General features: G+C 44.9%; 1 protein-coding gene. It reads right to left on the bottom strand.

Going from position 1 to position 267, the window contains the following annotated elements; translation table 11 throughout:
• Positions 1-267: peroxidase family protein (locus AC6UDE_RS07010; protein WP_500697034.1), on the bottom strand; the 267-nt coding region annotated here is incomplete at both ends.

Raw genomic sequence — 267 nt, 5'->3', positions numbered from 1 at the left:
GCATCCATACGGCCTGCTTGAAATGGTACGTTTACTGAGTAGCCAGCATCTTTGGCCGCTTTTTCAATGGCTGCAGCGCCACCGAGTACAATCATGTCAGCAAGTGATATCTTTTTACCGCCTGCGGCATTTTTATTAAACTTAGTTTGGATGTTTTCAAGCTTAGTAAGTACTTTTTGCACTTCTTTTGGGTTGTTTACTGGCCAGTCTTTTTGTGGCGCTAAACGTAAACGTGCACCATTTGCGCCACCACGCATGTCGGTATCA

The organism is Fructilactobacillus sp. X2R5C3, assembly GCF_059901325.1.
This window is presented reverse-complemented; position numbering and strand designations above follow the sequence as displayed.